At 45.8% G+C, this 21,452-nt stretch carries 23 protein-coding genes and 1 pseudogene; 21 read left to right on the forward strand and 3 right to left on the reverse strand.

Annotated features, from left to right (window positions below):
* The first annotated feature begins 25 nt into the window (after positions 1–25).
* From DWY89_RS07680 to DWY89_RS07690, 3 genes are read left to right on the forward strand one after another with little or no spacing between them, the layout of a single operon-like run.
* Entirely contained in the window at positions 26–403 is a 378-nt protein-coding gene (locus DWY89_RS07680; protein WP_118468464.1) for a TnpV protein, read from the forward strand.
* 47 nt (positions 404–450) lie between these two features.
* Entirely contained in the window at positions 451–1,011 is a 561-nt protein-coding gene (locus tag DWY89_RS07685; protein WP_118468462.1) for a CPBP family intramembrane glutamic endopeptidase, read from the forward strand.
* A gap of 35 nt (positions 1,012–1,046) precedes the next feature.
* Positions 1,047–1,640, forward strand: coding sequence for a VanZ family protein (locus tag DWY89_RS07690; protein ID WP_118468460.1), 594 nt, complete (start codon positions 1,047–1,049; stop codon positions 1,638–1,640).
* A gap of 94 nt (positions 1,641–1,734) precedes the next feature.
* On the opposite strand, the gene DWY89_RS07695 is transcribed toward DWY89_RS07690, so the two are convergent.
* Complete coding sequence (locus DWY89_RS07695; RefSeq protein ID WP_006573790.1) at positions 1,735–2,541, reverse strand: helix-turn-helix transcriptional regulator; 807 nt, start codon at positions 2,539–2,541, stop codon at positions 1,735–1,737.
* A 485-nt stretch (positions 2,542–3,026) separates the two neighbouring features.
* Here DWY89_RS07695 and DWY89_RS07705 point away from each other — a divergent pair, with 485 nt between their 5' ends.
* From DWY89_RS07705 to DWY89_RS07770, 12 genes and pseudogenes are all read left to right on the forward strand, one after another.
* Entirely contained in the window at positions 3,027–3,215 is a 189-nt protein-coding gene (locus tag DWY89_RS07705) for a hypothetical protein (protein ID WP_002304353.1), read from the forward strand.
* Entirely contained in the window at positions 3,212–3,553 is a 342-nt protein-coding gene (locus DWY89_RS07710) for a DeoR family transcriptional regulator (RefSeq protein WP_118524206.1), read from the forward strand. Before DWY89_RS07705 ends, DWY89_RS07710 begins: the two co-directional genes overlap by 4 nt.
* Positions 3,546–3,842, forward strand: a complete 297-nt coding sequence (locus DWY89_RS07715) for a DUF3847 domain-containing protein (protein WP_002594808.1) — start codon at positions 3,546–3,548, stop codon at positions 3,840–3,842. The genes DWY89_RS07710 and DWY89_RS07715 overlap by 8 nt, the downstream gene beginning before the upstream one ends.
* 359 nt (positions 3,843–4,201) lie before the next feature.
* Positions 4,202–4,729 (forward strand): hypothetical protein, encoded by a 528-nt coding sequence (locus DWY89_RS07725; RefSeq protein WP_029471585.1) that lies wholly within the window; start codon positions 4,202–4,204, stop codon positions 4,727–4,729.
* 63 nt (positions 4,730–4,792) lie between these two features.
* Positions 4,793–5,293 (forward strand): hypothetical protein, encoded by a 501-nt coding sequence (locus DWY89_RS07730; protein ID WP_002594812.1) that lies wholly within the window; start codon positions 4,793–4,795, stop codon positions 5,291–5,293.
* A 181-nt stretch (positions 5,294–5,474) separates the two neighbouring features.
* Positions 5,475–7,055 carry a MobQ family relaxase gene (gene mobQ, locus DWY89_RS07735; RefSeq protein ID WP_118524570.1) on the forward strand — a complete coding sequence of 527 codons (1,581 nt, stop codon included), beginning with the start codon at positions 5,475–5,477 and terminating at the stop codon, positions 7,053–7,055.
* Positions 7,056–7,119: 64 nt separating this feature from the next.
* A complete protein-coding gene (locus tag DWY89_RS07740; RefSeq protein WP_117510821.1) occupies positions 7,120–7,764 on the forward strand; it encodes a CHC2 zinc finger domain-containing protein in 645 nt (214 codons plus the stop codon).
* Positions 7,733–9,070: a virulence-associated E family protein gene (locus DWY89_RS07745; protein ID WP_118524571.1), complete on the forward strand. Its 1,338-nt coding sequence runs from the start codon at positions 7,733–7,735 to the stop codon at positions 9,068–9,070. The genes DWY89_RS07740 and DWY89_RS07745 overlap by 32 nt, the downstream gene beginning before the upstream one ends.
* Positions 9,071–9,311: 241 nt before the next feature.
* Positions 9,312–9,545, forward strand: a complete 234-nt coding sequence (locus DWY89_RS07755) for an excisionase (protein WP_016218019.1) — start codon at positions 9,312–9,314, stop codon at positions 9,543–9,545.
* Positions 9,546–9,655: 110 nt separating this feature from the next.
* Positions 9,656–10,855, forward strand: a complete 1,200-nt coding sequence (locus tag DWY89_RS07760; RefSeq protein WP_066562017.1) for a site-specific integrase — start codon at positions 9,656–9,658, stop codon at positions 10,853–10,855.
* A 185-nt stretch (positions 10,856–11,040) separates the two neighbouring features.
* Complete coding sequence (locus DWY89_RS07765; RefSeq protein WP_118523318.1) at positions 11,041–11,505, forward strand: low molecular weight protein-tyrosine-phosphatase; 465 nt, start codon at positions 11,041–11,043, stop codon at positions 11,503–11,505.
* A 45-nt stretch (positions 11,506–11,550) separates the two neighbouring features.
* Positions 11,551–11,775: pseudogene (locus DWY89_RS07770) on the forward strand (SAM-dependent methyltransferase); the annotation flags it as partial.
* Here the strand turns inward: DWY89_RS07770 and DWY89_RS07775 are convergent.
* Complete coding sequence (locus DWY89_RS07775) at positions 11,772–12,038, reverse strand: phosphopantetheine-binding protein (protein WP_118523316.1); 267 nt, start codon at positions 12,036–12,038, stop codon at positions 11,772–11,774. The pseudogene DWY89_RS07770 and the gene DWY89_RS07775 overlap by 4 nt on opposite strands.
* Positions 12,039–12,753: 715 nt before the next feature.
* On the opposite strand from DWY89_RS07775, the gene DWY89_RS07780 reads away from it, so the two are divergent.
* The 6 genes from DWY89_RS07780 to DWY89_RS07805 all read left to right on the forward strand — a co-directional run bounded on the left by DWY89_RS07780 (position 12,754) and on the right by DWY89_RS07805 (position 19,485).
* Entirely contained in the window at positions 12,754–13,923 is a 1,170-nt protein-coding gene (locus DWY89_RS07780; protein ID WP_118523333.1) for an iron-containing alcohol dehydrogenase, read from the forward strand.
* Between the two features lie 17 nt (positions 13,924–13,940).
* The gene (locus tag DWY89_RS07785; RefSeq protein WP_118524572.1) at positions 13,941–14,138 is read left to right on the forward strand and encodes a tautomerase family protein; all 198 of its coding nucleotides are present in this window, start codon (positions 13,941–13,943) and stop codon (positions 14,136–14,138) included.
* A 502-nt stretch (positions 14,139–14,640) separates the two neighbouring features.
* Positions 14,641–15,000: a metalloregulator ArsR/SmtB family transcription factor gene (locus DWY89_RS07790; protein WP_022358591.1), complete on the forward strand. Its 360-nt coding sequence runs from the start codon at positions 14,641–14,643 to the stop codon at positions 14,998–15,000.
* A gap of 128 nt (positions 15,001–15,128) precedes the next feature.
* On the forward strand, positions 15,129–15,347 hold the full coding sequence (locus tag DWY89_RS07795) for a cation transporter (protein WP_022358590.1): 219 nt from the start codon (positions 15,129–15,131) through the stop codon (positions 15,345–15,347).
* Between the two features lie 168 nt (positions 15,348–15,515).
* Complete coding sequence (locus tag DWY89_RS07800) at positions 15,516–17,519, forward strand: heavy metal translocating P-type ATPase (RefSeq protein WP_118523315.1); 2,004 nt, start codon at positions 15,516–15,518, stop codon at positions 17,517–17,519.
* Between the two features lie 286 nt (positions 17,520–17,805).
* Positions 17,806–19,485 carry a DUF5722 domain-containing protein gene (locus DWY89_RS07805; RefSeq protein WP_107001358.1) on the forward strand — a complete coding sequence of 560 codons (1,680 nt, stop codon included), beginning with the start codon at positions 17,806–17,808 and terminating at the stop codon, positions 19,483–19,485.
* A gap of 233 nt (positions 19,486–19,718) precedes the next feature.
* Here the strand turns inward: DWY89_RS07805 and DWY89_RS07810 are convergent, their stop codons facing one another.
* Positions 19,719–21,062 (reverse strand): butyryl-CoA:acetate CoA-transferase, encoded by a 1,344-nt coding sequence (locus DWY89_RS07810; RefSeq protein ID WP_118524573.1) that lies wholly within the window; start codon positions 21,060–21,062, stop codon positions 19,719–19,721.
* Between the last annotated feature and the right edge of the window lie 390 nt (positions 21,063–21,452).

Here is a 21,452-nt window from a genome sequence, read left to right on the forward strand (position 1 = left end):
TGAGCCAGAATGAGGAGATTAAAACATGAGCGAATTGAAACCAAGAATAACGGAAAACGGAATTGATTATATCTTTGTTGGAGATTACTACATCCCAGACCTGAAACTGCCGGAAGAACACCGCCCCATTGGAAAGTATGGACGGCTGCACCGGGAATATTTAAGGGAAATCCATCCAGCCCGATTGAACACATTGACCTTGACTGGGGAGTTATGGACATATCTTTCAGACCTGAACGAACAGGCACAGGAACGGTTAGACACCATCATGGAGCAGATGAAAATTGCCGAGGGCGTAACCGAGGAATTAAAGTGTACCCGTCAAATGGAATGGGTGCGGCGGTGCAATAATATCCACAATCGGGCAGAAGAAATTGTTTTGCATGAGATAATTTATTCATAATAGTATGGTGTCAGGATTATGACAAATCAGAGGTTAAAAGGTGCGTTATGTTAAAAAGCATAGGGTTATATTTTAGAAAAATAGACTTTCTGAATTTTGCAGTTGGAGCTATAATGCCAATCATTGTATTGTTTATAGTTTATTCATCAGTCAAATCAAATATAATTCTTCAAGACACTGATTTTTTATCACTGTTGATGAATCATAAAGGGAAATTCATATTTTACTTTTTCGTGTCCTTTATTGAAGAAGTTATTTTTAGAGGAATTATTTTTGGGCTGTTGCTGCAAAAATGTAAAAATAAGTATTTGAGTTGCGTAATAGCTGCACTTATTTTTACACTACCACATATTTTTAATACCGATAATATTTCTGTTCTGGTAATGTTTATTTTTCCTTTTCTATATGGAATATTTGCTAATGAAATGTTTTACACTACAAAGAGTATTTGGATGCCCACAGGATTTCATTGGTTATGGAATTATACAATAACAAGTTTGTTTCTTGTTACAGGAACACAAAGTTTCATATATGTACATATCATAGCAGCAATGATTATAATGATACCGTTGTTTTACATTGTTATTGGGAAAACACGCGTAGAATGATTATGACAAATTAGAAGTTTTGGAGGTAGAAAAACGTGTATAGAATATATAGTGCACTTATCGAAATTGTTGCGGCAGCTGTTTTTATAATTCCTATTTGGTGCATATATAACAAGTTATGTTTTCATAGCTGGAAACGAACTATTATTTATATGGTATTTGGGTTTTATTTTACTGCAGTCTTAGCACTTGTAGGCTTTCCTAATATAGCATCTCTGAAAATTGATTTTGCAGTGAACATTATCCCGTTTTTGGATATGGTTTCGGATTTCATTAATGCTTGTTTGAATATACTTTTATTTGTTCCATTTGGTTTCTTTTTGCCGATATTGTGGGATAAATTTAGAAACATTAAAAATATTGCCTTAATGGGATTTATAGTTACAAGTTTAATTGAAATATCACAGATTTTTACTTTTAGAACGAGTGATATAAACGATATTATTACAAATACTGTTGGTACTATAATTGGATATTTTATTGTACATAGGATAACTGATAATTTTACGAAGCGAATCTTTTCAAATTCAAAAATGGGTGACTTTTACATAATATGTGTATCGGTAGCACTTATTATGTTCTTCCTTCAACCATTTATTTCATCATTGTTATGGAAAATGGTGCTGTAACTTCCAGTTTTCCACTCTGAAAACTTAACTGAATAACCCCAGCACAAACCGCTGCTACATGGAAGCCAACAAACCATGCAACAGCGGTTTTTCTTTATCGTTTTTTCCTCTGGCTGATAGGCGTTCCCATTTTCTTTGATTTTTTGAGAATCCGAATCAGCCAGCGAAATTCTTCATCTGACAGATTTTTATAGTTGATGCCGAGCTGTTTGCAGTAAAGTACAACGAGCTTTTCATCCCGGCTGCCCTTGAAATTTTCGACCGCTTCCAGATTTTCTTTCAGTTCATCGGCAACGGTGGTCTGGGGTGCACTTTCACTGTCCTTTTTGTGAGCTTCCCGAATATCCCGGATAATGAGATTGAGGTCATCCCGTACCATGTGACTGAAATATTCATCATCGCTGATATGGGCGGCTTGCAACACTTTCAAATGGGGGTCATCTTCGCCGGGGCGATACCGTTCAATGATTTCATGCCGGACGGTATCGACAAGGGCGTTGAGGTTTTGAATCTGCATGGTGGCAATCCCATCCACATAAATCTCAATGTCCGCAAGAAACTTGATAAAGTCCTTATGGGTGGCAAGTTCGCACAGCAGACGGTTGTTAATCCGACCGCTTTTCAGAAGTGCTACCATCTCATCACTCAAATGCAGCTCCCTTAATGGCGTGTTGATCTCCGCCCGGTTCTCTGTCCGGCAAAAGAGATAATCGAGGGACACCCCATAAAAATCTGCCAGCAGGATAAGGTTGCCATGATTGATTTCCTTATAGTCATCTTTTTCATAACTGCCAAGAGCCGATTTTGAAATACCCGTTTGCTCTGCCAGTTCTTCCAGTTTTAATCCTTTGTTTAATCGTAAATCTTTTAGCCGTTCCTGTATTGTAGTAGCTCCGTTCATTGAAGCAGTTCCCCCTTTCTGACGACATTTATAACCGTTGAATTGATTATACCATATCAATTCCGCAATCGTGGAAATTTCTGATTTTTACCCCTAATTCCTACTTTGTGGACATACGGCACAGGGCACAAAAATGTTCTATGATACAGGTAGTTCATCGATGGATCAAATCCAATCGAATGACCAGCCTGTGTGGGATATGCTTCCCCGGCGATGTAGTGCCATGACTTTTGGCAGGAATGTGGAGGAACCCTGACCGAAACGAGCGTACCAAAGGGAGCGATACGCCGCTGTGAGATTCAGGGGAGGAACGACACCGGGGAGAACTGGCGAACTGACACCGAAATGATACCGAAACACAACAATCTGATAGGGGGACAGTCTACCCTATCGCTGATACTTCGGGAGATTTTAAGCGGCTCTATGGCTGTAATTTTACCGAAAATCGCCCCGAAACCATACACTAAAACGGGAGGAAGCGCAATATGCCGAGAATGAGCAAAAAGAGGAAGCATGAGCTTTCTTTTTACCTCAATGACCGGGGGCGTGTCACTTACAACGAATTATGCCGGAAATGCCAGCATGGGTGCAAGCAGAGCTTCCGGGCGGTTGTGATTGACTGCCCCCGTTATTTATCCAAACGAGCAAAGAAAAAGGAGGAACACACCGAATGAATTTTGAATTTATGACGATAGACACACCATTGCCGCCCTGTATGGCTTTTCCAAGAGCGTTGACAGGGTTTCCAATCAGCAGCACCGCAAAGGTCATGTACTGCCGGATGCTGGACGCTATGCTATCCAATGGGCAGGAGGACGAGAACGGAATCCTGTTTGTCTGCTTCCCTGTCACAGCCATTGCCGCAGTCCTGTCCCGCAGCTCTATGACGGTCAAGCGTTCTTTGAATGAACTGGAAAACGCCGGACTTATCATGCGGATGCGTCAGGGCGTTGGAGAACCAAATAGGATTTATGTGCTGATACCGGGAAAGGAGGACGCTGCCCTTGCCTGATACCTCAAAGCTGGAAAAGCTCAACCGGGAGTTGGAGAAAAGCGAAAAGAAACTGCGGAAAGCCATCAATGATGAAAAGGCATTGCAGCACCAGTTAAAGCAGCTTACCCGAAAGGAACGGACGCACCGGCTCTGTACTCGTGGCGGTATGCTGGAAAGTTTTCTGCAAGAGCCGGAACGCCTGACAGATGATGATGTCATGCTGTTGTTGAAACTCATTTTTCACAGGCAGGACACGCAGGAACTATTGAAAAAACTGCTGGAACGGGAGAAGCCGGAAACCCCTTAGTTTACTAAGGGCGCAATTATACACCACCCAAAAGTTGGTGCATTGCGTTCTCCGAAGGCTCCTCGTCGGAGGGCTGTGATTTTCCGCAGTCATGGTCTGTTCCAAATCATACAGGGGACGCTACACTTCCCCTGCGCTGGCTGCCGCCAGCTACCCTTTTGTGGACTTGCCATCTGGGGACACCTTGCGCTACAAGCTGTTCCCAGCCGACAAGTTTCATAAAATATGCTATCTTTTCGATAGCCAATGAAGTATAATGAAGATGACAACAAATCGGGATTGACCGAGTTCTTTGAGTGAGATACACTTCTTGGACGAAGGGAAGGAAGAAGAAAAAAGTACTTTAGAGGTATTATGGAATGAGTAATAAATTGGTTAAGCACCAAGAACCAAAAGAAATATTAACTGGAAATCAAAAGAAAATTTTGTTTTGGATTTGTTTCATTATTTTAAGTATAGCTTTCATTACAGTCTGGATAAATATACTTTTGACATCTAAAGCATTTAATACACAAATGGAAGAGATGGTACTGGGAGAAGATTACTATATGGAGGATATTGTGATTACAGGTAAAAGGGCTGAAGCTGCTTCGGCTGATACGATATCTCGGAATTATTTCTTCTACTACAACAATGGAAAAGTGAATGATTATCACAAGCGAATGCAAGTACCGGGATTTGTATATTCGGAATATAATGTAGGAGATTCCATAGCTGCATATACCACAGACCATGTTAGTTATTCTTATTACAAGTATGGGATTCTTCCGGATACAGAGTATACAAACAATGAATTAATGAAAGTGGCTGGCGTATTGCTTGGAATTGGAATATTTTTATTGGCTTTGTTTGGGGTATTAAGTAAGAAAATGAATTACAAGAAGTAACCAACTTCCCGTTTATTGGGAAGTCGCAGAGAACGAAAAATCGGAATTTGAGGAGGTGTTCATATGAAGAGAGCATTGCTTTTTATTTTCATGACGGTTTGTGTATTAGGAATGTCCGCCTGCAGCAGCAAAGACGCCATGCCAGAAACATCAGATTCTGCCAGCAATCCGGTTCAGAATACAGATATCAGTAATCTGAATGGAGGAAAAATCTGGTCTGAACAAGATATTGTGTCGATGTTCTCTCTTGTGCAAGAAACAGATTGGGAATACATAGACTGTGTTTTAATTCCAGATCATGCTAGTGACCGTGTTGGTGCAGTACTCTTCCGGAACGATAAGGAGCAAACAAGCAATGTTGCGTTCTTTGATGCAGACGGATACTTTCAACAGTATGGCACATATGCAAGAATGTCTGACGAACCTGATTTTCAGTATCTCGGAGGTGGTGCGGTAACATTTAAGCTGGAAACAGAAGATGGTATAATCTATAACTACACGATCACAATCTCGATCGATGACAGTAATGTGAATTTTAAAGCGGAAGATGATTTGCCAAAATAAATTCAAGTTTGCCACCCACACATCGGGTCAACTTGCCCCGAACTTTTACAACTAAATACCCGCCGCCAACACAGCGGCGCACCGAGCAGGAAATCTGAAAAAGGTCTCCTGCTTTTTTCTGCCCAAAATGAGGTGGTAAAACGCCACCCCATCCACCAATTAGCGAAAGGAGGGATACAAAATGCCCTGTCCACACAACGAAATCACGATTGTTCAGCGCAGCCAGCGGCAGTCTGCGGTTGCCGCCGCTGCTTACCAGAGTGGCGAAAAACTGTTCTGTGAATATGACCAGCAAGTGAAGCACTACCCGGAAAAGCGTGGTATCGTCCACAATGAAATCCTGCTCCCACCTAATGCCCCACAGGAATATGCAGACCGCAATACTTTGTGGAACGCCGCCGAAGCGGTGGAAAAACAATGGAACTCCCAGCTTGCAAGGCGGTGGGTGCTTACCATCCCCAGAGAGATACCGCCCGACCAGTATGCTGTCCTTGTCCGGGAGTTTTGCCAGAAGCAGTTTGTTTCCAAAGGCATGATTGCTGACTTTGCCATCCATGACCCTCATCCGCCGGGACACAATCCCCACGCCCATGTCATGCTCACTATGAGGGCAATGGACGAACATGGGAAATGGCTTCCCAAGAGCCGCAAGGTTTATGACCTTGACGAGAATGGGGAACGGATAAAGCTGCCATCTGGCAGGTGGAAAAGCCACAAGGAGGATACGGTGGACTGGAACGACCAGAAATATTGTGAAATCTGGCGGCATGAATGGGAGGTCATCCAGAACCGCTATCTGGAAGCCAATGACCGCCCGGAGCGTGTGGACTTGCGTTCCTATGCCAGACAGGGGTTTGATATAGTCCCCACTGTCCATGAGGGAGCGGCTGTCCGGCAGATGGAAAAGCGTGGTATCCAGACGAATATCGGAAACCTGAACCGGGAAATCAGAGCCGCCAACCGCCTGATGAAGTCCATCCGGCAGCTTATCCACAACCTCAAAGGCTGGATTGCCGAGCTGGGAGAAAAACGGAAGGAGTTGCTTGCACAAAAAGCGGCGGAGGAAGCGACACTTCTTCCCAATCTGCTGATGAAGTATATGGAGATACGAAAGGAAGAACGGAAGGACTGGACAAGGGCTGGACAGAACCGGGGGACTTCACAGGACTTAAAGGCAGTCAGCGAAGCCCTGTCCTATCTCCGTCAAAAGGGGCTTTCTACTGTGGAGGACTTAGAAGTATTTCTGGAATCTTCCGGGAAATCAGCCGCAGATTACCGCAATCAGATGAAGCCAAAGGAAGCCCGCAGCAAAGTGATTGACGGGATTCTTGCCAGCCGGACAGACTGCAAGGAATGTAAGCCTGTCTATGAGAAGTACCAGAAGATATTTTTCAAGAAAACAAAGGAGAAATTCAAACAGGAACACCCGGAGGTCGCCCGGTATGCGAAAGCCGCCGCCTACCTTGCCAAGCACCCGGACGATAAGGACAGCACCCAAAAGGAACTGCAACAGGAGCAGGAAAAACTTCTCAGCGAAATCGCAGAGCTGAAAGTACCGCTGACAGAGGTGCAGGAGGATTTGAAGAAGCTGCGGGATATCCGCTACTGGGTACAGAAAGCCACCCCCGGCACAGAGGAAAGCAAAGAGCCGCCCAAGAAGCAGCCCATCAAGGAAGTCTTGCAGGATAAGACAGACGAGAAAAAAGCACAAAGAACTGCCCAGGAACAGACGAAACACAGACAACAGGATATGGAACTTTAACAGGCACTTGCCATTTTCAATCAGAGAATGTCAGGTGCTTTTCTTTTTTCAAGGAGGGATAGATTTGAATGTATTTGAAGCTGTGAAGCAGTCCGTCACAACAAGACAGGCTGCGGAGCATTATGGAATCCATGTAGGTCGGAACGGGATGGCTTGCTGCCCGTTCCATAACGATAAAACCCCAAGCATGAAGCTGGATCGGCGTTACCACTGCTTCGGCTGCGGTGCGGATGGGGATGTGATTGATTTTGCCGCCACCCTGTATGGGCTGAGAAAGAAAGAAGCCGCCGTACAGCTGGCACAGGACTTCGGGCTTTCCTATGAGGACTGGAAACCGCCGGGAAAGGAAAAAAAGCCAAAGCCCCGGCAGAAATCCCCGGAGGAACAGTTTCAGGAAGCAAAGAACCGCTGCTTCCGTATTCTTGCCGATTATCTCCATCTGCTTCGGGCATGGAGAACGGACTACGCCCCACACTCCCCGGAGGAAGCCTTTCATCCCCGGTTTATAGAAGCCTTACAGAAGCAAGACCAAGTGGAGTATCTGCTGGATGTGCTGCTGTTCGGGGAAACAGAGGAAAAAGCGGCTTTGATTACGGACTACGGAAAGGATGTGATACAGCTTGAACAGCGAATGGCAGAGCTTGCCGCCGCAGACGCAGCAAGAACTAAAAAACACCATGAACGCCATGCAGCCACCCCAGAGCATTGAGGAAATCAAGGAGGGGCTGGAAACTACCGAGAAAGGCGGTGTCCGTCAGAGCATACGGAACTGCCTGACTGTATTCCAGCGTGACCCGCTGCTTTCCGGGGCTATCGCATACAACATCCTGACTGACCGCAAGGACATCATAAAGCCCATCGGCTTCCACAGGGAAAGCACCGCCCTGAACGATACAGATATGAAGTATCTGCTTCTCTATCTGGAAGAAACCTACGGGCTTACCAATGAGAAAAAGATTGATAACGCCATCGGGATTGTGGCGAATGAAAACAAGTACCACCCCATCCGGGATTATTTAAGTTCCCTTGTGTGGGACGGGACAGAGCGAATCCGCTTCTGCCTGCGGCACTTTCTGGGGGCTGACGCAGACGATTACACCTATGAAGCATTGAAGCTGTTCCTGCTGGGTGCAATCTCACGAGCCTTTCAGCCGGGGTGCAAGTTTGAAATCATGCTCTGTCTGGTCGGCGGTCAGGGGGCTGGCAAGTCCACTTTCTTCCGTCTGCTGGCAGTCCGGGACGAGTGGTTCTCCGATGATTTGCGGAAGCTGGACGATGACAATGTGTACCGCAAGCTGCAAGGTCACTGGATTATCGAAATGTCGGAAATGATGGCAACCGCCAACGCCAAGAGCATTGAGGAAATCAAGTCATTTTTAAGCCGACAGAAAGAGGTTTACAAGATACCCTATGAAACCCACCCAGCAGACCGCCCCCGTCAGTGCGTGTTTGGCGGCACTTCCAATGCCCTTGACTTCCTGCCCCTTGACCGTTCCGGCAACCGCCGCTTTATCCCCGTCATGGTGTACCCGGAGCAAGCCGAGGTTCACATTTTGGAGGACGAAGCCGCTTCCAGAGCCTATATCGAGCAGATGTGGGCAGAAGCGATGGAAATTTACAGAAGCGGCAGGTTCAAGCTGGCTTTCAGCCCTGCCATGCAGCGGTATCTCAAAGAACACCAGCGGGATTTTATGCCGGAGGACACCAAAGCCGGGATGATACAGGCGTATCTTGATAAGTACACCGGGAGCATGGTCTGCTCCAAGCAGCTCTATAAGGAAGCCTTGAACCATGCCTTTGACGAGCCGAAGCAATGGGAAATCCGGGAAATCAACGAGATTATGAACCAGTGCATTTCTGGCTGGCGGTACTTCCCGAACCCAAGAATGTTTTCAGAATATGGCAGACAAAAGGGCTGGGAGCGTGAAAACCCGGCAACGGACTCCGGCAACCCGTCTGAAAAAACGATGGACGGTTTTGTGGAGGTCACAGAACCGATGGAGCTTCCATTCTGAAAATGACAGCCCGTTGCATCCCCTGTTGCTATCCCGTTGCCGAGCCGGTTGCCGGGGAAAATCCCGAAACTATCGGCTTTTCTCCCCTATGACAACCAAAACAACAGAAAAATAAAAGAAAAGTATAAATAGTAACCACCGCCAGATTGAGATTGTTTGCAAGGTCTTTTGAAGCCCGTTGCCGGACTTCGTTGCCGACACCCTCTGTCTGGCTATTTTCATGTATGGAGGATAACTGCCTATGGCGAATAATAAGATGAATATTGAAGGAAAAAATTACTCGGATATTCCGGTGTGGCGTAGATATACGCTTACCATTGAGGAAGCAGCCAGATATTATCATATCGGCGAAGGAAAATTGAGAACGCTTATTGACACACATCCCAATGAGGATTTTTATGTGATGAACGGCAATCGTGCCCTCATTAAGCGTGAGAAATTTGAGAGGTATCTGGATCAGGCTACTGCTGTGTAAACAGAGCTGACAGATTTACCGATTTCACATGATATAACTATGCGGAGAGCTGGATTTGTGCTATGATAAGAGCGCAAGTCTGGCTCTCTTTTTTGAAAGGAGAGTTCACGATGAGTGAGAAAAGACGAGATAACCGTAATCGGATTTTGCGAGAGGGCGAGTACCAGCGTAAAGATGGGAGGTATCGGTTCCGCTATATTGATGAGGACGGAAAAGAGAAAAATGTATACAGTTGGCGTTTGGACAAGAATGACCCAATGCCAAAAGGGAAGAAGCGGGAGCCTTCCCTGCGTGAGAAAGAAAAACAGATTGAAGCGGATTTGTTTGACCGTATCGTAACCAACGGTGGCAACTATACTGTTTTGGAACTGGTAGAAAAGTATGTTTCATTGAAAACAGGAGTTCGTCACAATACGGTTGCCGGATATAAAACGGTCATCAATATGCTGAAAAAAGAGAGTTTTGGGAATCTGCGAATTGATAAGGTGCGTTTGTCAGACGCAAAGGCATGGTTGATTAAGCTCCAACAAATTGATGGACGAGGATACAGTTCCATTCATTCGATCCGGGGAGTTCTCAGACCAGCATTTCAGATGGCAGTAGATGATGACCTGCTTCGCAAAAATCCATTTGAATTTGAGCTGGCATCCGTCATTGTTAATGATTCTGTTACCAGAGAAGCGATTACCCGAAAGCAGCAGAGAGATTTGCTGAAGTTTATTCAGGAGGATAAGCATTTCAGCAGATACTATGATGCAATCTATATTCTTTTTCACACAGGGCTTCGTATTTCAGAGTTCTGTGGGCTGACGATTTCGGAGATTGAGTTTGGAGAAATGCGTATTAAGGTAGACCATCAGTTACAGCGTACTGCACAGATGCAGTATGTAATTGAAGAACCAAAAACTGACAAAGGTATTCGCTATGTGCCGATGACGGAAGCTGTCGCAGCGTGTTTTCGCAGAATTATTGCCAACCGAAAGACACCAAAAGTTGAACCGATGGTGGAAGGATACGCTGGATTTTTATTTTTGGATAAAAACGATATGCCGATGGTTGCCCTTCACTGGGAGAAGTACATGGAGCATATCATTCAGAAATACAACAGGATTTACCGTATCCAGATGCCGAAAGTTACCCCTCATGTATGCAGACACACCTTTTGCTCTAATATGGCAAAATCCGGGATGAATCCGAAAACCTTGCAGTATATCATGGGTCACGCAGACATCAGTGTAACCTTGAACACTTACACCCATGTGAATTTTGATGATGCAAAGGAAGAAGTATATCGGATAGCGAATAGTTAAAAAAGCCCGTTGGTAAGGACGCTTGCTTTACCAACGGATTTACCAAGATTGCAGGGAAAAACACAAGAAAATACGAGAAGATTTGAGAAGATACCTTGAAAAGAAAGGAAAACTCAAAAGTCGGAAAACCCTGAAATATCAAGCGTTTGAGAAGAAATACAAGACTTAAATGGAGATATAAAAAGATGATTAAAGTATTATTTATCTGTCACGGCAACATCTGCCGTTCCACCCTAGCTCAAAGCGTCTTCACCCACAAAGTCGCATCCCAAGGGCTTTCCGCCCACTTCCTTATCGACAGCGCCGCCACAAGCACCGAAGAAATCGGCAATCCGCCGCACCGGGGGACGGTGAATAAGCTGAGGAAGGTTGGAATTCCTCTGGTGCCGCACCGGGCGCGGCAGGTGACGTGGGCGGATTATGAGAAATTTGATTATATCATAGGTATGGACGGTGCCAATATCCGAAATTTAAACCGGATGCTGAAAGGCGATCCAGAGGGGAAAATATATAAATTCCTCACATTTGCAGGTTCAGACCGTGACATCGCGGATCCGTGGTATACGGGTGATTTTGACGCGACGTATGAAGATGTTCTGGAGGGCTGTGTGGGTTTTCTGGCATATCTGAAAGAACAGGGACAGATATAACCAAAAGTTTGATGAGTATCCATTTCAGGTTAAGATGGAAGGAACGGACTGTTTTTGCTGCAATTTATCAGTGTGCTGGAGGAACATCCGGGCGATTCGTGGATTAAAAAATATATTTTCCCGGACGTAATGGTTCTAAGTCTCTGGGAAATGATTTCTTGTGGTTCAGCAGATGGATTTTATATCCTGGATGTAGAAAATCTGCGTCTGCACCAGATTTTATTTACAAAAGGAATTAATAATGACTTGTCGATGACACGCTGGTATTAATAAGTGGAGTGCTTTTTTATTTCCAGCTGAATCCGTTCGCAGAGATCCTTGACCGTGACAAGCTCGATAAAATCCGTTTCCGGAATATCGATCTCGAAACAGTCTTCGATCTCTGTGATAAAGTATACGATCAAAAATGAATCCAGCCCCAGATCGTCGATCAGGCGGTCAGCCGGTGTCAGCGGGCGGGTGATTTCTATGTATTCTGATAGAATGTCTTTTATTTCAACCAGGATTTCTTCCTGCGTCAGTTCGTGTTTCATGAGAAGTTCCTCCTAATATATGTGATTCATGCAGCTATTTTTATTGTAAATTTAACATAGAATCTGTGTTTGAGAGATGATTCTATCTGTGTGTTTATTTTATCATGAAACTGCCCGCTTGAGTAGATATATCCCTTAAAATAGGAGGAGCCGACAGGAACGGACTCCTGTCGGCGTAGGTATGAAAAAGTATATTATGAAAGGTCTTTTGCCTTTACGCGTATTACTATATCGAAAAAATGTGATAAAAGTATGTTCGGAATGTGAAGAAATCATAAATTTCGGAAAATATTTTGGAAGTGGATGGGGAATAAAAATGACACGCAGATATAAGTTTGTGCAACTTTATTCATAAAAATGAAAATATATGCGTGAAATTTCTGAAAAAGATAGAATGTAAAAAGGTAATATGATATAATGAGCGCAAGTGAGCCAGAGAGCTGCTTGCAGATTTATGGCGAACGGCGAATGGCGATCACGATAGCTGCGTCAGCAGCGGTAAGCATCGAAGATGCGAATCGTGATATAATATGAACACTTACAGAGAACTTGTCAAACCTAGTGTGAGTTATAGGTGAACATTTGATGAATCTGAGATAAAGGAGAAAAATAATCAAAATAAAGATTCAAAAAAACATATCTACAAAGAAGAGGGCAGAACATCAGGCAGATGCAAAAGCATTTGCCGGAACGGGTTCAGAAAGGACAGGGAACGATGCGGGCGTTTACATTTGAAAATGCGACAAAGATTTATTTTGGCGGAGGCTGTGTGAAAGAGCACCTGCTGGAGGCGGTGAAGCCGTATGGGGAAACGGTGATGCTGGCATATGGCGGCGGCTCGATCAAGACGAATGGCATTTATCAGGAAGTGATGGATGTCTTAAAGCTGGCTGGAAAACAGGTGATAGAATTTTCAGGCATCATGCCGAATCCGACCTACAGCAAGGTGATGGAAGGGAAAAAAGTCGTACAGGAAAATCAGGTAGATCTGATTCTGGCAGTGGGCGGCGGTTCGGTCATGGACTGCAGCAAGGCGATCTCAATGGCGGCTGCGACGGACAAGGACGTCTGGGAGGAATACTGGATCAAAAAGGGCGAGATTGATTTTGAGCCGGTTCCGGTGGGCGTGATTGTGACCGTGGTCGGCACTGGAAGCGAGGTCAACGGCGAGGGTGTAATCACCCATGAAGAACAGAAAATTAAGACGAGCCGGAATTATCCGCGCTGCAATCCGGTGTTTGCGATGATGGACCCGAAATATACCTACACGGTTTCTCCACTCCAGACGGCAGCGGGCGGTTTTGATACGCTCAGCCATGTGATGGAGACATATTTCAGTGCACCGGATGAGGATAATCTTTCGGATGCGATCTCGGAGGCGTTGATGCGGAGTATTATTGAGAACCTGCCGGTGGCGATCCGGGAACCGGAAAATTATGAGGCGCGCAGCAACCTGATGTGGGCGTCCACGATGGCGGAGATTGGCATTATCAAATTAGGAAAACAGTGTGATTTTGAGGCGCATATGATTGAACATCAGATGGGGGCTTACACGGACTGCAACCACGGCATGGGACTTGGCGTGATCCATCCGGCGTATTATCGTCGAATTTGCCGGGACGGCATCAAGAAATTTGTGAAATTTGCTGTAAATGTCTGGGGAATGTCACCAGATGGCGGCGATGAGGAAGAACTGGCATTTGGCGGAATTGATGCATTGCAGGCGTTTATTCATGAGATTGGTTTGCCGGGGACGCTGCGGGAACTGGGGATCACAGATCAGAGCCTGCTGAAAACGATTGCTGATTCATGTATCCGCAATGACGGCGGGTATCGGCAGCTGACGCACGCGGAAATCTTGGATATTTTGGAAGAGTGCTATTAGTACAAAGGAGGAAAATCATGCCACACATTGCAATATCTATGTACCCGGGACGGAGCCGGGAAGAGAAGGCAGCACTGGCTGAGAAGGTCAGAGCGCTGGTATCAGAAGAATTAAAGAAGGATCCGAAGGTTGTGACGGTATCGGTTCATGATGTACCGGCTGAGAAATGGCAGGAACATTTGGATGCGATTCCGGGCGAGGAGAGATTCTATTAGAAGTCTAAGTCGGGGTTGCAGAAAGAGGCAAAAGATCATCCGACGATGGATAATATACCAATGGATAATATAGCTCAAGCAGTGTCGAAAAAATAAACTGCAAAAGATATATAATAATGAATAAAAAAGAACGGGCTGTTCATAAATAGACAAAAAAGCATAGGATGTAGAGAATAGATATTTGAACTGTGCCGGATTACAGAGTATCATCTGTAATCCGGGCAGAAAGAAGCACATTTACGCGCATTACTTAGTGGATTTTGTCTGTATGAACAGTCTTTTTTGCAGCATTTTATAATTGAGAAAATATTTCATTTACTCCTTTTAAATTCCCACAAATATTTCTTGACATTTCCCAGTTACATTCATATAATGAACATATGAACAATGATTCATATAAATAAAAATATTTCAAAGAAATCTTGATAAAATCCTGCAAACTGCTTTCACGAAAGAAGCAGTGAAGCAGGGCAGAAACGCGTAGCATGAAGGGAGAAATCGGATGGCAATTCATGATGTAGAGTGCTGTGAGGAGTGTGCTGTTCACGATGAGGTTGTGCAGTCGGTCCGGGGAATGCTGCCGGATGACGATGATTTGTATGATCTGGCGGAGCTGTTTAAGGTATTTGGTGATTCGACGCGGATCCGGATTTTGTTTGTGCTGTTTGAGTCGGAGATGTGTGTCTGCGACATTGCACAGCTGCTTAATATGACGCAGTCGGCGATTTCGCATCAGCTTCGGATTCTCAAGCAGTCGCAGCTTGTCAAGAGCCGACGGGACGGAAAGTCGGTGTTCTATTCGCTGGCAGACGACCATGTTTACCGGATTATCAACCAGGGCTTTGAGCATATTAAAGAATAGCAAGTTCCTTGAATGATGATAATGGATTGAATGAATGTGAAAGCGGTGCTATCTGTAAAGAAAAAAATTGCAGGTCTCGGAAAGCAAACATTAAAAATTTATAACTCAATAAAAAGAGGAGGATTATCATGAAGAAGAAATTTAAATTAACTGATCTGGATTGTGCAAACTGTGCAGCAAAGATGGAGGATGCGATCAAGAAGCTGGATGGAGTCAATGATGCGAGTGTCAGCTTTATGATGCAGAAAATGACGATCGATGCGGATGACGCACGTTTCGACGAGATCATGAAAGAGGTTGTAGAAGTGTGCAAGAAGGTGGAACCGGACTGCATTATTAATATGTAAAATTGGAAAAGGCATAATCGGATCAAAAGCTGCTTTTTAAAAGAATAAAATCAGATTGTGTAATGCACAGAAGGGCAAAGTAAAAAGATATAGGCAAATGAGCTGTGCCGGCACATTTTCCTATATCTTTTTTTCTGGGAATGTGTTTCCAGAATGAAGGGAGGCTTTATGAATCAGAAGCAGAAAACGATGCTGAAGCGGATCGTCGCGGCGGCAATCGTATATATCGCGGCGGCAGCAGCGAAAAAAATGAATGTATTTGCCGGAATGCCGCAGCCGTGGACAGAGTTAGTCGTATTTTTAATTCCGTATCTGATTATTGGATGGGATATTGTATACAAGGCGTTTCGGGGGATTAAAAATGGTCAGGTGTTTGATGAGAATTTCCTCATGACAGTAGCGACGTTCGGAGCGTTCGGTGTGGGCGAGTTTTCTGAGGCGGTTGCGGTTATGCTGTTCTATCAGGTTGGCGAGCTGTTTCAGAGTTATGCGGTCAACCGTTCGCGCCAGTCGATCAGCGATCTCATGAATATCTGCCCGGAATATGCCAATATTGAAAAAGATGGACAGATAGAGCAGGTCGATCCGGATGATGTGGAAGTAGATGACATCATCGTGGTACAGCCGGGAGAGCGGATTCCGCTGGATGGCGTGGTGGTAGAGGGTGAATCGATGATCGATACCTCGGCACTGACTGGTGAATCGGTACCGCGCCGTGCGGCAGCCGGGGATGAAATCATCAGCGGATGTGTCAATGGCAGCGGGCTTCTGCGGGTGCGCGTGACGAAAGAATTTGATGATTCGACGGTGGCGCGGATTCTGGAGCTGGTGGAGAATGCCAGCAGCAAGAAGGCGAAGGTGGAGAACTTTATCACCCGGTTTGCCAGATATTATACGCCGGTGGTCGTGATCGCGGCGGTTGCTTTGGCATTTGTGCCGCCGATTGTGCTGGGCGGAGAATTTGGCGAGTGGATTCAGAGAGCTTGTATTTTCCTGGTAATTTCCTGCCCGTGTGCGTTGGTGATTTCGGTTCCGCTTAGCTTCTTTGGCGGCATTGGTGCTGCATCCCGCATCGGTGTGTTAGTCAAGGGAAGCAATTATCTGGAGGCAGTTTCGGAGCTGGATACGGTTGTATTTGATAAGACAGGCACCCTGACGAAGGGCGAGTTTAAAGTGACGGAGCTGCATCCGGCGGGAATCAGTGAGGATGAGCTTCTGGAGCTGGCGGCGTATGCCGAGAATTATTCGACGCATCCGATCGCGGAATCGATACGGGAGGCGTATCGTGAGAGAAAAGGCAGTTTGGCAGAAGCAGAAACTCAAAAGGCGAATGCGGGAACAGCAGAAATCGTTCTGGATGCTGACAATGACACAATAAAAGAGGTGCAGTCCAAAGAGGGTGTGCAGGGAGTGGTACGCAACCCCCTGATCGACTTAACCCGCATCGGTGAAACCAACGAGATTTCCGGTCATGGTATCGAGACAACGATTGACGGTCACAAAGTTCTGGCGGGTAATGGACGCCTGATGAAGAGTAAAAATATACCGTATCAGGAATGCGACGGCATCGGCACTGTGATTTATCTGGCAAAGGACGGAAAATTTGCCGGAAGTATCCTGATTGCCGATACGATCAAGCCGGAGACGGAGGATGCGATCCGTGGACTGAAGGTGGCTGGAATCCGCCGTACTGTTATGCTGACGGGCGACCGGAAAGCGGTCGGCGAGGCGGTGGCTGCGAAGGTTGGCATCGATCAGGCGTACACGGAGCTGCTTCCGGCGGATAAGGTGCAGAAGGTCGAGGAGATGCTGGCGGAGATGACCGGAAAGCGGAAGCTGGCATTTGTCGGCGACGGCATCAACGATGCACCGGTTCTCTCCCGCGCAGATGTCGGTATTGCAATGGGAAGCATGGGAAGTGACGCGGCGATCGAGGCGGCGGACATTGTCCTGATGGATGATAACCCGGCGAAGATTGCAGGTGTGGTTAAAATCGGACGCAAGACAATGGCAATTGCGCACCAGAATATCGTGTTTGCCCTGGCGGTTAAGGCGGTTGTGCTTCTGATGGGCGCGGCTGGAGTGGCGAATATGTGGGAAGCCGTGTTTGCGGACGTCGGTGTTTCCATCATTGCAATTTTAAATGCGATGAGGGCATTAAGAACTAAATAATCGCTAATATCAAAAAGCTATGGCGGAAGGAATACTTGATGGTTCCGGAAACTGTAGCTTTTTAAACTTGCGGCTCTAAGGGATTTATATATAAAACCAATATTTGCAAGTGGTAAAAGAATAGGAATAAGAAAGAAATCAAGGCTTGGAAAAGATAAAATGCTGGGAATCATACAGGATTTCCAAAATAGTTGTAATAATCCTTAATAAAATAGTAATTGAATCTGACGGAAGAATGAAGTATGATCAAATACCATAGGATATTAGACGGAAAGGAAGGAACAGGATGAAAAAATGGATGAAAACGGCGCTTGTCCTGGCTGCAGCGGTCTGCCTGAGTGTGGCGGCTGCGTTCACAGCACTGGCGGCGCAGACGTTTCAGATAACCGCTTCGATCGGCTCCTGTCTGATTGGTTCGGGGCAGAATACAGTGGATATTTCACTTTCAAGCAACGGTGATACAACGGGGACGGACGGAAAGATTTATCTGTTTGAATTGCGGCCGTATGAGTCGGAGATTGGAAGCCGGACTGATTATGTCAGCAGCGTAGGCGCAGGGGAGACGAGGACCGTCTCGATTCCTTTAAACAAGGGAACTGCCCAGGACCGCCTTTACAGCCGGTTTGTTCCGGCAGTGTTTGACGGAACTGCATTTACGGCAGTTGGCGCGGCACATTATATCACAAATCCGGAGGTGGTTGCATCCAATCAGGATGCGTTTAAGACGCCGCTGACGAAAAAGGGCTTGAATATCCAGTTAAATATGCTCAACGATGCATTTACACTGGGTGTCAAACATGTGGCGGTCAATATCGCATTTTCCCAGTTTTTAGGAAGTGGCATTGATTATGAGTACGATGGAAAAACGTATCATTTTAATAAGTCGGTGGTTGAAAATTATGACAAGGTGATCAGTACATATATCGGAAAAGATATATCTGTGACGGCGATCGTTTTAAATGACTGGAATGACGCGCACCCGGAACTGGTTCATGCGGGAACTGCGAAATCTTCGAGCGCCAATTATTATATGTTTAACACGAAGACACAGGAAGGATTTGAGACAACGCGTGCGATCTTCGCGTTTTTGGCGGATCGTTACAGCGGCAAGAATCATAATTCAAATTATGCGAAGATTTCCAACTGGATTCTGGGCAATGAGATCAACAACCAGATTTGGAACTACATGGGACCGGCAGATTTGAATGCATATGTATCCACGTATCAGCAGGCATTCCGCACGTTCTACACGGCGATCAAGAGCACAAGTGCGAATGACCGGGTTTATTTTTCACTTGATTTCTGGTGGGGAGCTCCGTATGAGAACCTGAACGATCAGGTGCATTATACGGGCAAAGGCATTGTTGATACGTTTAACGCCTTGGCAGTAACGGAAGGCCAGATGGACTGGGGCATTGCCTACCATCCGTATCCGTACCCGATGACGGAACCGGAATTCTGGGATGATCCGGCAACGGGGCTGGTAACCGAGAGTGCAGATTCACCGATTGTCAACTTTGCAAACTTGCATGTACTGACCGATTATCTGAATCAGGATTCGATGAAGACAGCATCTGGCGAGGTGCGCCATGTCATTCTGACGGAGGAAGGATTTACTGCACAGAGTCTGACGCGCGGCGATGTGTCGGATATCCAGGCGGCGGCATTTGCATATTCTTACTATATCGTGGATAGTAACCCGTATATCGACGCGTACATTCTGAGTCGTCAGGTCGATGCGCCGTCAGAGGTAAGGGCAGGCTTAAGCTTCGGTCTGTGGTCCTGTGATATGAATCAGGGCAATGAGATTGTAGCGGTAAAGGATCGAAAGCTCTGGAGAGTTTTCCACGATATTGATCAGAAGAGATACACGCTGGAAACTTCGAATTTTGCAAAATCAATCATCGGAATTAATAAGTGGTCGGATGTGATTCCGAACTTCCGGTGGAAGTCTCTGGAACAGTAGCGGATGGTAGACAGAGATTTGTAGAACAAAAACTATAAGAAAAAAGTATAAATAAAAAAGTATAAATAAAAAAGTGCCTTTCTTCTCGAAGAAAATTTCTTGAGAGGAAAAGCACTTTTTTTAGAAAATAAACGTATCTGATGTATCGGAGAACCGGGAGTCTCAGATACCATGGATGGTTTGCTGGATTTTGTCTCCGAATCCTGCCGATTTTATCAGATCTTGAGTTCTTATCAGATCTTATTGCTCTGTCTCCAGATATGCATCTTCTCAGCTTCCTTAATCAGCTGATCGCGGAACTGCGGATGTGCAACGGAGATGATAGCCTCGCATTTCTGCCAGGTTGCAAGACCCTTTAAGTTTACTTTACCGTACTCGGTTACCAGGTAGTGCAGGTTTGCACGTGTATCGGTTACGATGGAACCCTGATTTAAGGTCGGGAGAATACGGGACTGCAGCTCGCCAGCCTTGTTCTTGAAGGTGGAGGAGCAGCAGATGAAGCTCTTTCCGCCCTTGGACAGGTAAGCGCCCAGAACGAAGTCAAGCTGTCCGCCTGCACCGCTGATGTGCTTGATTCCTGCGGACTCTGCATTTACCTGACCGAAGAGGTCGAGGTCAACCGCGTTGTTGATGGACATGAAGTTGTCCAGGGCTGCGATGGTGCGGACGTCGTTGGTGTAATCAACCGGAGCACTCATGCAGGCCGGGTTGTTGTTTAAGTAGTCATACAGTTTCTTGGTACCAGCGCCGAATGCGTATACCTGACGGCCTTTGTCCAGTGCTTTGTGAGCGCCTGTGATCTTGCCGGCTGCGGCAATATCAACGAATGCGTCAACGTACATCTCGGTGTGAACACCCAGATCCTTTAAGTCAGATTTCGCAATCAGGGAACCAACTGCGTTCGGCATACCGCCGATACCTAACTGTAAGCAGGCACCATCCGGGATCTCGTCTACGATCAGTTTTGCAACTGCTTCATCGACATCAGTCGCTGCTGCGCCGCCTCCCATCTCTGCGATGGTCGGGTTGCTGCCCTCTACGATCATGTCTACGTTGGAGATATGAACGCCGTTCTCAAATCCGCCGAGGCAGACCGGCATATTTTCATTGACCTCTACGATGACAACCTTGGAAGTCTCGCAGCAGGCTGCCATATGGGAAGCATTTGGTCCGAAGTTGAAATAACCGTGCTCGTCCATCGGAGCGACCTGGAATACAGCTACATCCGGTTTGGTTGCGGACTCACGATAGTATCTCGGAAGCTCGGAATAACGGATCGGAGCATAGAAGCTGAATCCCTGTGCGATTGCCTTTCTCTCGATACCGCTCATGTGCCAGGAGTTCCAGGTCATATGAGCTGTCGGGTTTTCGATCTTGAAGATCTCCGGTACCCACATCAGGATACCGCCGCGGAAGTTTACATTCTCCAGTTCCGGAAGACGTTTTGCGATAGCAGCATCGACTGCTACCGGAGTGCCGGTGGTCCAGCCATAGTCAACCCAGTCGCCAGATTTAACGACGGAAGCAGCTTTTTCAGCGGAAACCAGCTTTTCTGCATACAGTTTCTTGTAATCCATACTTATTCACCTTGTCCTTTTTAATAATATGAAGAAGTCCGTACAAATGCGTGATTCGGACATCCCCCGTTGTTTATCAGTGTATCATCTCCACTACCCCTTGTCAACGAAAGAGGCGGAGGACAAAATAGGGGAAAATGACGACATATTCATATTTATGAATTACAGATATAAGTGTATGTAAATGGAAGAGAAATGAGTTTGTCTATTAATTCACAAACAAAATACCATGTTGGTTATAATGCCAGAGAAGATCACTTTTATTGAGAAAACGGAAGAAAAAAATTGTGCATTCCGCCTAAAGGCGATCAAAACGATGTAGAAATAAGTGGATTGTACGCGGAAAAATGAGAATCTTAAATCTTTATAAATCCATTGATAATTATTTGA

Source organism: Clostridium sp. AF27-5AA, from assembly GCF_003478415.1.
In the GTDB taxonomy this organism is placed as follows: Bacteria; Bacillota; Clostridia; order Lachnospirales; family Lachnospiraceae; genus Otoolea; species Otoolea fessa.